The 11,020-nt window shown below is 45.4% G+C and carries 6 protein-coding genes; 4 read left to right on the top strand and 2 right to left on the bottom strand.

Features of this window, described 5'->3' with window-relative positions; genetic code table 11:
- Positions 1-210: 210 nt before the first annotated feature.
- Together IM319_RS00200 and pruA are read right to left on the bottom strand one after the other, a co-directional pair.
- Complete coding sequence (locus IM319_RS00200) at positions 211-1,845, bottom strand: alpha-D-glucose phosphate-specific phosphoglucomutase (RefSeq protein ID WP_287734202.1); 1,635 nt, start codon at positions 1,843-1,845, stop codon at positions 211-213.
- A 273-nt stretch (positions 1,846-2,118) separates the two neighbouring features.
- Positions 2,119-5,088, bottom strand: coding sequence for an L-glutamate gamma-semialdehyde dehydrogenase (pruA, locus tag IM319_RS00195; RefSeq protein ID WP_287734201.1), 2,970 nt, complete (start codon positions 5,086-5,088; stop codon positions 2,119-2,121).
- Positions 5,089-5,726: 638 nt separating this feature from the next.
- Between pruA and IM319_RS00190 the strand changes: the two genes are divergently transcribed.
- The 4 genes from IM319_RS00190 to IM319_RS00175 all read left to right on the top strand — a co-directional run.
- The gene (locus IM319_RS00190) at positions 5,727-6,911 is read left to right on the top strand and encodes an NAD(P)H-quinone oxidoreductase subunit H (protein ID WP_287734200.1); all 1,185 of its coding nucleotides are present in this window, start codon (positions 5,727-5,729) and stop codon (positions 6,909-6,911) included.
- Positions 6,912-7,191: 280 nt separating this feature from the next.
- Positions 7,192-7,566: a Pepco domain-containing protein gene (locus IM319_RS00185; protein WP_287734199.1), complete on the top strand. Its 375-nt coding sequence runs from the start codon at positions 7,192-7,194 to the stop codon at positions 7,564-7,566.
- Positions 7,559-9,433 carry an SUMF1/EgtB/PvdO family nonheme iron enzyme gene (locus IM319_RS00180; RefSeq protein ID WP_287734198.1) on the top strand — a complete coding sequence of 625 codons (1,875 nt, stop codon included), beginning with the start codon at positions 7,559-7,561 and terminating at the stop codon, positions 9,431-9,433. Before IM319_RS00185 ends, IM319_RS00180 begins: the two co-directional genes overlap by 8 nt.
- Positions 9,434-9,823: 390 nt before the next feature.
- Positions 9,824-11,020: RNA-guided endonuclease InsQ/TnpB family protein (locus IM319_RS00175; RefSeq protein ID WP_287734197.1), on the top strand; the 1,197-nt coding region annotated here is incomplete at its 3' end.

The following is an 11,020-nucleotide window of genomic DNA, read 5'->3' as shown; positions in this document are numbered from 1 at the left end:
GTGGTCAATTACCTAATTTTCAGGGAAAAAGTCCCTGAATTTTCCCCCCAATCACTCCAAGGGTCGGCACTTTTTGAGGGAAAAAAAGTCTAAAAACCTTGTTGGATAAGGTTTTTAGATTTATTCAGCAGACCCTAATTAAGGAGAGGCTATCAGTGGTCAGCAGGTCAAAAAATTACCCGATAAAAACTGATAGCTGATCCCTAGATTTTAGGTAATAACCGTGGGTTGTTCCCGTCCAGTAGATTGACGAATTTGACCGATTTCTTCGGCTAAATCAATTAAGGGTTGTAGGGCCTTTTGGGTGTCGATATCGTGTTTACTCGCGTCCGGTTCATAACTTTCTAGATAAACCCGGAGAGTTGCTCCTTTAGTTCCCGTCCCCGATAGACGGAAAATAATCCGAGAACCATCAGTAAAACCAATGCGAATACCTTGATTTTTACTCACACTACCATCCACGGGATCTGTATAGCTAAAATCATCGGCATATTCCACTTCATAGTTACCAAATTGTTTACCCTTAAGGTCTAAAACCAGCTTCTGGAGACGTGCCATCATCTCTTTTGCCGGTTCTAAGGCGACTTCTTCATAATCATGACGAGAATAGAAATTACGACCGAATTCTTGCCAATGACTACGAACAATTTCCTCTACAGATTCCCCTTTAACTGCCAAAATATTTAACCAGAAAAGAACCGCCCATAAACCATCTTTTTCGCGAATATGATTGGAACCCGTGCCGAAACTTTCCTCCCCGCAAAGGGTTGCTTTCCCCGCATCCAGCAAATTACCGAAGAATTTCCAACCGGTGGGAGTTTCATAACAGTCAATTCCCAGTTTAGCCGCTACTCGATCGGCCGCCGCACTGGTGGGCATCGATCGCGCCACTCCCGTGATACCATTTTGATAGCCCGGTACTAGATGAGCGTTGGCAGTTAGTACAGCTAAACTATCACTGGGGGTGACAAAAAAATTCTGACCGAGGATCATATTGCGATCGCCATCTCCATCGGAAGCAGCCCCAAAATCCGGAGCCTCTTGACCAAAGAGAATTTCTACCAGATCATGGGCATAGACTAGGTTAGGATCGGGATGACCACCACCAAAATCCTCTAAGGGAATACCATTTAATACTGTACCCTTGGGCGCGCCTAAACGCTGTTCAAATATGGCATAAGCGTAGGGACCCGTCACCGCATGGAGAGAATCCATGCACATTTTAAACTTACCAGAAGTGAGTAGGGCTTGAATGCGATCGAAATCAAAAATCTTTTCCATCATTTTGACGTAGGGAGTGACCCCATCGATCACTTCCACATCCATAGTTCCCAGTTTAAAGGAACTGGGGCGATCGAGGTTAATATCGGCCCCTGAGAGGATTTTATAACTGCTAATCACCTTAGTCTCGGCATAAATTGCATCGGTGATATTTTCCGGGGCCGGTCCACCGTTAGTAATATTGTACTTAATGCCAAAATCCCCCTCTGGACCGCCGGGGTTATGACTAGCGGAGAGAACAATACCGCCAAAAGCCTTATTTTCGCGAATTAACCCAGAAATAGCGGGAGTGGAGACAATACCATCGGTTCCCACGAGGATTCTACCGATACCGTTAGCAGCGGCGATTTTCAGGATAGTTTGAATAGCTTGACGGTTATAATAACGACCATCTCCACCGACAACTAGGGTTTGACCCTCGATACCGTCTAAAGTATTGAAGATAGCTTGAATAAAATTTTCCAGATAATGGGGTTGTTGAAAAACAGGAACGGATTTTCGCAGTCCGGAAGTCCCCGGTTTCTGGTCACTAAAGGGTTTTGTGGCAATGGTTTCAATCGTCATAGTCTTTTCTTGATAAGCTGACGCAATTGTCAACTTAAGTATATAGCAGTGGGTTGACAGCCAAGAAATCAGGTAAGGAAGACAACAGCCGGGGAGTCCCTGTCATAGTAAATCCTGTTTAAAAAGTCTAGGAGAGTGGGGAGATGGGGAAGATGGGGAAGTTGTCTCATCACCCTATCACCCCAAAACCCTATCTCCTGTCTCCTGAATACTGACTCCTGACTCCTAACCCCACCAACAAACTTTTTGCCGCAAACCCTAGCTATAAATCACCTAATCGGCCCCTTCAATCGGTGCAAATCCCTGACGTTGAATATTCTCGCTGATGTGACGAGGTTCGAGGAATTGCAAGAGATAATCCGGACCCCCTGCCTTGGAACCCACCCCCGACATCTTGAAACCCCCGAAGGGTTGACGGGAGACAATCGCACCGGTGATTCCCCGGTTAATATAGAGGTTTCCCACTTCAAATTCCTGCATAGCTCGGTTAATATGGGCAGGAGTGCGAGAATATAAGCCACCAGTTAAAGCATAGTCGGTTCCGTTAGCTACAGCTAAAGCTTCCTCAAAATTACTCACTTTGATAATCGCCACCACGGGACCGAAAATTTCCTCCATCGCTATTACCGCATCGGGGGGAACATTCTTAAAGACGGTGGGACTGACGAAATAACCCACTTGTGGAATTGGCATTTCTAGGGCCAATTCTGCCTCTTTTTTACCAGTTTCGATATATTCCCGAATTCTTGCTTGAGCTTTCTCGTCGATAACCGGTCCTACTTCCGTACTCGGTAAATCCGTCGGCCCGATATTGAGGGACTTGGTAGCCTCGACAAAGCGATCAACAAAGCTATCATAGACGCTTTCCAGAACAATTATCCGCGAACAGGCCGAACATTTCTGGCCGGTGTAGCCAAAAGCGGACTTAACCGCACCGACAACGGCCTGATCTAAATCGGCACTCTCATCGACGATTAGGGCATTTTTGCCGCCCATTTCGGCGATAACTCGTTTTAGGTGTTTTTGACCCTTTTGCACGATAGAGGCATCTGTATAGATGCGACAGCCCACTTCTCGTGAACCGGTGAAGGCGATTAGGTGAACATCGGGATGGCTGACTAAATGCGCCCCCACTTGCGAACCTTTACCCGGGATATATTGGAAGACTCCAGCAGGAATACCCGCTTCTAGGAGAATCTCGGCAAATTTCGCCGTAATCACCGAAGAAGTCTCGGCTGGTTTCAATAGCGTGCAGTTACCTGCTACTAAAGCTGCTACTGTCATCCCCACTGCGATCGCTAGGGGGAAATTCCAGGGAGAAATCACTAAAGCAATACCCCGGGGTTGGTAGAAATAACGATTATTCTCGCCTGCTACGTCGAAATTATGCCCTAAATCCAGTCTTTCCATCTCGGAAGCATAATAACGGCAAAAATCGATCGCTTCTGACACTTCCGGATCCGCCTGTTGGATAACTTTGCCCACTTCTAAACAAATCCAGGCCGATAACTCGTGTCGTCGCTCTTCCATCAAATCTGCCGCTTTTCGCAGTATTTCGGCTCTTTTAGCCACTGGAGTGCGTTTCCAAGCGGGAAAAGCCTGTTTCGCCGCTATTATCGCTTTTTCTGCCTGTTCCACCTCAATTAAGCCCACTTTTCCCACTATTTCCTGCGGGTTACAGGGATTAACGGAATTAATTTGAACATTGGTGGTGACGTATTCACCGTTAATTAGGGGTAAATAGGTCTTACCGAGGGAATTTTTGACAAAAGTAAGGGCTTGATTCGCTTTATTTCGCAATTGCTCGTTGGCATAATCTGTATCAGGGGCATTAGGAAAACCGGGGATAATCGGGTTATCATTGCCTAAAACCCGGGGGGCTGCGATTAAATCTTCCACGGGACGATCCTCCAAATTTTGCCGCAGGAAGGAACTATTAGCGGTATTTTCTAATAAACGGCGGATTAGATAGGCCATACCGGGTAAGAGTTGTCCGTAGGGGGAATAAACCCGCACCCGATGACCCCGCTTCACTAACGCTTTGGCTAATTGGTCGCCCATGCCGTACAATACCTGCATTTCAAAGCGACGACGGGGAATTTCTAAACTTTCTGCGATCGCACAGGCTAAGGCTTGCGATCGCACGTTATGACTACCGATAGCAGCGGATAAATATTGATGATTTTCCAATAATAACCGCGTCATCCGTTCATAATTGGCATCGGTGGCCGATTTTTCGTTATATACCGGCTGTGGCCAATGATTTTGGCGAGATTTAATCGTTTCCTGATCCCAGTAAGCGCCTTTGACTAGCCGGACAGTAACGGGATAACCGCGCTTTTTCGCCCAATTAATTAAATCTTGTAAATCTTGGGCAGAATCTCTTAAATATGCCTGTAGGGTGATGCCAATATCGGTACGACTGCGAAATTCTTCTTCTAGGAGTAATTCTTTCAGGATAGCCAGGGTGAGGTTTTTATAAACGTACTGTTCCATATCAAAATGGACTGCCACCCCTAACTCCTGAGCGCGTCGCAATAGTAGGCGAATGCGATCGCAAACTTTCTCTTTACTGCCAATCGGATCCATGGGATCAAACTGAGAATAAAAGGCAGTTAGCTTGACAGAAACCTGCACTTGTGGTAGTAATTCGCCGTCCGCTTGATCAATTTGGCTAACTTTATTCCATTTGGTTGCTTCTTGAGCCAAATGGGTCATTAAATCGAGATAACTTTGTAGATAAACTTGGGTTTCTGCTTCAGTAATTACCGCTTCACCGAGGAGATCTATGGTAAAAGCCATTTTTTCCTTCCGCAGACGGGTGACAGTGCGAGTAATTTGCTCTAGGTCTTCCCCGGCGATATACTTACGAGCTAAAGTTTCTACGGATTTACTGATCAGACTGGCGGCCGTTTGAGCGGGTAGGGAGTTAGGATCACTAAAGTTGAGGATATTTTTCAGCGCACTGGGCAGTTCTACGGAAGCATCACCGAGGTATTGTTGCAGATGATTAGCGATCTCGGCATTACTGCGTAAAGCGGGTAAACAGTCAATAAAACGGAATAATTGTACTCGTAAATTGGGGTTAGACATTGCCCAATCGAGTAATTTATCATCCCAACGCATTTGATCCTGTAAAGCAGACCAAAGACCTTTTTTTTCGCGAGTTTCGGCTAAAAGTTGTCTAGCGATCTCTTGGGTTTTGGTTTCGTAGTTTTGAGTTGAGTCGATTTGGATAACCACGGTGATTCAAGTAAAAAAATTATCAACGGGATTCAGCTTTCAGCAAGCTAACGTCAGCCTTGAGCCTAAAATTCAGTTTTTGAGCTTTTTCGGCTGATTGCTGCTCTTAATCGGTCTTTTCTCTGGTCTATAACTCTTACCGAAGGACTAATCAAAGCTAATAACCGATCGCTTTTGCTGAACACTCTATTGTACTCGATCGAGTGGTGAAGTGGGGTGTGGGGTGTAGGGTGCGGGGAAGTGGGGAAATGGGGAAGTGGGGAAGTGGGGAAGTGGGGAAATGGGGAAATGGGGAAATGGGGAAATGGGGAAGTGGGGAAATGGGGAAGTGGGGAAATGGGGAAGTGGGGAAGTGGGGAAGTGGGGAAGTGGGAAGTATAAATAAAAATAATCTCCTGACTTGAAAGAGGGTGTAGGGTGTGGGGTGTGGGGTGTAGGGAAGGAAACCTCTTTCATCTTTGGGGGTGAAAATTTTTTCATCGGGACTGACTACTGATTACTGATTACTGATTACTGATCACTGATTACTGATTACTGATTACTGATCACTGATCACTGATACCCGATAGTCCTTGTGTATTGTCGAAGCGTTTACTTATAATAACTTTAAAAAGATTTTCGGGATCATCGGTAGCCCTATGGCAAAAATTGAAACGAGAACAGAACCCATGGTTTTAAACATGGGACCCCATCACCCTTCGATGCACGGAGTTTTGCGCTTAATCGTCACCCTTGACGGGGAAGACGTGATTGACTGTGAACCCGTAATCGGTTATCTTCATCGGGGCATGGAAAAAATTGCCGAAAATCGCACCAATGTCATGTACGTTCCCTACGTTAGTCGTTGGGATTACGCCGCAGGGATGTTTAATGAGGCAATTACGGTCAATGCTCCCGAAAAATTAGCCGATATCGCCGTTCCCAAACGAGCGCAATATATCCGGGTGATTATGTTGGAACTCAACCGCATCGCTAACCATTTACTCTGGTTAGGCCCCTTTATGGCGGATGTAGGCGCACAAACTCCCTTTTTCTACATTTTCCGAGAACGGGAGATGATTTATGACCTCTGGGAAGCTGCGACGGGAATGCGGTTAATTAATAACAATTATTTCCGGATTGGTGGCGTGGTGGTGGATTTACCCTACGGATGGGTGGATAAGTGCGAGGATTTCTGTGATTATTTTGACCCAAAAGTGGACGAATACGAGAAATTAATCACTAATAACCCGATTTTCCGCCGTCGTATTGAAGGGATAGGCTGCATTACCAGAGACGAAGCGATTAACTGGGGTTTATCCGGTCCGATGTTGCGCGCTTCCGGGGTGAAATGGGATTTAAGAAAAGTTGACCATTACGAGTGTTACGACGATTTTGACTGGGAAGTGCATTGGGAAACCGCCGGCGATTGTTTTGCTCGTTATCTGGTGCGGATTCGGGAAATGCGCGAATCAGTGAAAATTATCCGGCAAGCACTGAAAGGTTTACCCGGTGGTCCCTACGAAAATCTGGAAGCGAAACGGATGGCAGAAGGGAAAAAATCAGCCTGGAATGATTTTGACTATCAATATATCGCCAAAAAAGTCGCCCCCACTTTCAAAATCCCTAAAGGTGAACATTATGTGCGCTTGGAAAGTGGTAAAGGCGAATTAGGTATCTTTATCGTCGGTAATGATGATGTTTTCCCTTGGCGTTGGAAAATTCGGGCCGCCGATTTTAATAATCTTCAAATTCTGCCTCATATCCTCAAAGGGGTAAAAGTTGCCGATATTATGGCGATTTTAGGCAGTATTGATATTATTATGGGGTCAGTCGATCGCTAAATCTCCCTCCTAGGGAGCAGGTAGGTTGATTCATGAATCAACCTACTATAACTGGAGCAGGACAGGGCTGGTTTATTCTCCCAATCTAATTTTTTATTTTTGCCATGTTTAATCGCTTATGCGGTAGGCAAAGCAGCACGTTTTGACAAATTTTCAGCTATTTATTCCGAGAAATCGACTAAAAATGTAATTGTTATGGGCAAACCACAAATCTCTGTACGATAGGGTGAGAAAATTTGTTTAAAGGCAAGTGAGATAACATTTAGGGGAAATCAACACAATGACCGAAGATATCGCGACTCCCAGTAAAATATGGATTATTACGGGGGAATCTGATCGTCAAGAAACGCCCACCGGCGCTAGAAGTAGCAGTGATATCGGGGGACGGCTCGGTGAAAAGGAAAGCTCGCCAGTTGCGGCCACCGAAAGAAGTCAAGTGGATGTGTCCAAACTGAAGCTAGAAATGCAGGGCTTTCTCAAAGCGATGAGGGAAATGCTCGATGAAGCCGACCCTCCTAGCGCTAAAATCCGGCTCGATGAAGTGGAACTGTCTGTAGAAATTAATGGGGAAGGGCAAGTTAGCCTGTTTGGGGTCGGGGGCAAAGCGGGAGGTAAAGGAGCGATGACGTTTAAGTTCAAGAGGAAAGATGGCTAAAAACTGGGTGATAGCGATCGGCATCAATGAATATGACAACCTCAAGCCACTGAAATACGCCAAGAAAGATGCAGAAGCGATCAAAGCTTGGTGTGAAAGGGAGGGAGGATTCGATCGCGGTGGGATATTTCTATTTACCGAAGATTCTCCACCCATTCCTGCTAGTCCCCCCATTCCCACGCAACTAACCCACGGTCGTCTCAAGCGGTTTCTTCAGAGGCAGTTCCAGACTCCCCTGCTTAAGCCTGGAGACAATCTCTGGTTTTTCTTTGCTGGCCACGGCAGGCGCGATCAAGACAAGGACTATCTGATGTTGCCCGATAGCGATCCGGGCAATGTAAGAGAAACGGCTGTATCAGTGGATTATGTCACCGAGCGGCTGCGGCGGTCTGGTGCGGATAACGTCGTACTATTGTTAGATGCCTGTCGAGATGAGGACAGCCGAGGCGGTCTGGGCATTGGAGAGGAGGAGTATCAGGGAGTCATAACCTTTTATTCCTGTACGGCCAATCAGCAATCTTGGGAGATCGATGAGTTGCAACAAGGCTCATTTACTCATACGCTGCTGGAAGGATTGCGGCGGCAAGGAGAAGCCAATTGTGCTACGGTAGAGCGTCTAGACGAATACCTGCGCCGTCAAGTCGAGAAAATTAACGCTAGATATGGGAAACCGAGACAGAATCCCTATTTGAAAGCAGAACCGCCCCACAAGCTCTATTTTATTTTGTTAGAACAAGTTGCCACGCTCAAGGACGTGCAACCCCTAAAGTATCAGGCTTCCTTAGCAGAAAATAGGGGCGATCTTGACTTAGCTGAACAGTTATGGATTCGTGTCTTGGGAGCATCCCGTGGCGATTTAGATGCGATCGAAGCTATCAAGCGTATCGCTCGAAGACAGTCACAGTCGTCTTCGATTCCTACTGATCCTGAACCCGTCAGGCAGTCTGAGGGAAATAGGTCATCCACCCCTAAGCCTTCTCCAGAAACTGGACTCAAGGTATTTAACTTTGAAATCTTGGAAGTAAATGCGAAGGGTGAGCAAATCAAAAAAGAGTCGAAGCAGTCCCAATATTTCAGCCAAGATTTGGGCAACGACATCACCCTAGAAATGGTTGCCATACCGGGGGGAACATTCACGATGGGAACAGAAGACGAGGAAATCGAAAGACTGGTGAAGAAATTTGATTGGCAGTACTTTAGCCGGGAAAAACCTCAACATCAAGTTACCCTTCCCTCTTTCTACATGGGTAAATATCCCATTACCCAAGCGCAGTGGCAAGCGATCGCCGCAACTGCTAAAATAGACATCGACTTAGAGACAAATCCCTCTAAATTCACAGGGAATGAGCTACCCGTAGAAAGAGTCACCTGGTATCAAGCAACAGAATTCTGTAAACGACTATCAAGGGAAACAAAACAGGAATACCGGCTACCGAGCGAAGCAGAATGGGAATATGCTTGTCGTGCTGGAACCACCACCCCATTTTACTTTGGGGAAACCATTACTGGGAAATTGGCCAACTACGATGCCAGTAATACCTACGCCGATGAACCCAAAGGAGAATATCGAAAAGAAACGACTCCCGTGGGACAATTTCCCCCCAATGCCTTCGGTTTGTACGATATGCACGGGAACGTATGGGAATGGTGTGCCGATACTTGGCACGATAATTATGATGGTGCGCCGAGGGATGGAAGTGTCTGGACAAAAAATGGGAATGATAATTGTTCTCCTCTGCGGGGCGGTTCTTGGTACTCCTATCCAGCTAACTGCCGTTCCGCTTCCCGCAGCAGCAACGCTGGGCGCGACTTCATCAGCTACTTCAGCGGTTTTCGCGTGGTGTGCGGTGCCCGGAGGACTCTGTAACCCTTTTTCTCTTTTTTCCCTTTTTACCCTCATTCCCTATTTTTTCTCTTTTCTTTTCTTTCCCGCCCTTAGGCGGGTCGATTTTGGGGTTATTTGGGCGCACCAGAAGGCAAAAACCCCCGCATCAAGTTAATCTAGATGCCTTTCGAGAAAAAATTTTTTCTGTACAGGGAGTCCTTAAAATAGAAAGGAGAACCCAAAACCAAGCTGCTGGTATTTTTCCTCTGGGCATGGTGGCGCAGTTTATCTCAAATGTCGGAGTCAAGACCCTCGCTTTTAGCGCGACGGGATGAAACCCCAGCCAATATAAAACAGCGAAGCACGACTAAAATCTTGACAATCTATGCTGTATAGGTTAAGATAAAATAGGTTGTTTGAGGTCGATAAGCAATGATTGTCTTAGAAATGAAAGCAGTGGTCAAACCAAGTCAGTGTTCTGCCATTGATGAGGCTATTCGTACAGTACAATTCATCCGTAATAAGGCTTTAAGGCTTTGGATGGATGCTAAGAAAGAAGACAAAATCGATAAATATTCTCTCAATAAATATTGTGCAGTTCTCGCCAAACAGTTCAAGTTTGTCGATACTCTAAATTCTACGGCTAGACAAGCATCTGCTGAACGAGCTTGGTCGTCTATTGCTCGTTTCTATGACAATTGTAAGAAAAAAATAAAAGGTAAAAAAGGTTATCCTAAGTTTCAAAAGAATAATCGTTCTGTGGAATATAAAAACTGTGGCTGGAAACTATCGGAGGATAGAAAGAAAATAACTTTCACAGATAAGAAAAATATTGGCACGGTTAAACTGAAAGGAACAAGAGACCAAAACTTTTACCCTATAGACCAAATTAAACGAGTTAGGATTGTTAAACGAGCGGATGGTTACTATGTCCAATTCTGTCTTAGCGTTGATATTCGGGAATATGCTAAACCCCTAGAACCAACCAAGAAATGTGTGGGATTGGATGTAGGTTTAAACGTTTTCTACGCTAATAGTGATGGGGAAACGGTAGAAATACCGCAATACTATCGCAAGGCAGAAAAAAGATTAAATCGTCTGAATCGGAAGAAATCTAAAAAGTTTAGAAAAGGTCAACCCCAATCAAACAACTACCAAAAGGCCAGAAAGAGATATGCTAGAAAGCATTTAAGAGTAAGTAGGCAACGTAAAGGCTTTGCCTCAAAAGAGGCATTGCGCGTCATTAAATCTAACGATTTCATCGCTCAGGTCAACTTAAATGTTCAAGGCATGGTAAAAAACTCTAAACTAGCTAAATCTATTAATGATGTGGCTTGGTCAACTTTTCGGCAATGGTTAGAATATTTTGGCTTTAAATATGGTAAGGCTACAGTAGCAGTAGCTCCCCATAACACCAGTCAAAACTGTTCTAATTGTGGTCAAAAAGTAGCTAAATCTCTATCGACAAGAACCCATATTTGTCCTCACTGTGGCTATGTAGAAGATAGAGATATTAACGCCGCTATCAATATTCTCAAAAAGGGACTAAGTACGGTAGGGCATACCGAAACTAATACGCTTGGGGAGAGATTCCCTCTGGTTTGGTTGGATACGTCCTGCCAGATCAAG

Source organism: Microcystis sp. M113S1 (assembly GCF_020246945.1).
In the GTDB taxonomy this organism is placed as follows: domain Bacteria; phylum Cyanobacteriota; class Cyanobacteriia; order Cyanobacteriales; family Microcystaceae; genus Microcystis.
This window is presented reverse-complemented; position numbering and strand designations above follow the sequence as displayed.

What these genes read in the sequence shown, in the direction of transcription:
- IM319_RS00200 (WP_287734202.1), bottom strand. Translation starts at nt 1,845, where the DNA reads ATGACGATTGAAACCATTGCCACAAAACCCTTTAGTGACCAGAAACCG.
- IM319_RS00190 (WP_287734200.1), top strand. Translation starts at nt 5,727, where the DNA reads ATGGCAAAAATTGAAACGAGAACAGAACCCATGGTTTTAAACATGGGA.
- IM319_RS00185 (WP_287734199.1), top strand. Translation starts at nt 7,192, where the DNA reads ATGACCGAAGATATCGCGACTCCCAGTAAAATATGGATTATTACGGGG.
- IM319_RS00180 (WP_287734198.1), top strand. Translation starts at nt 7,559, where the DNA reads ATGGCTAAAAACTGGGTGATAGCGATCGGCATCAATGAATATGACAAC.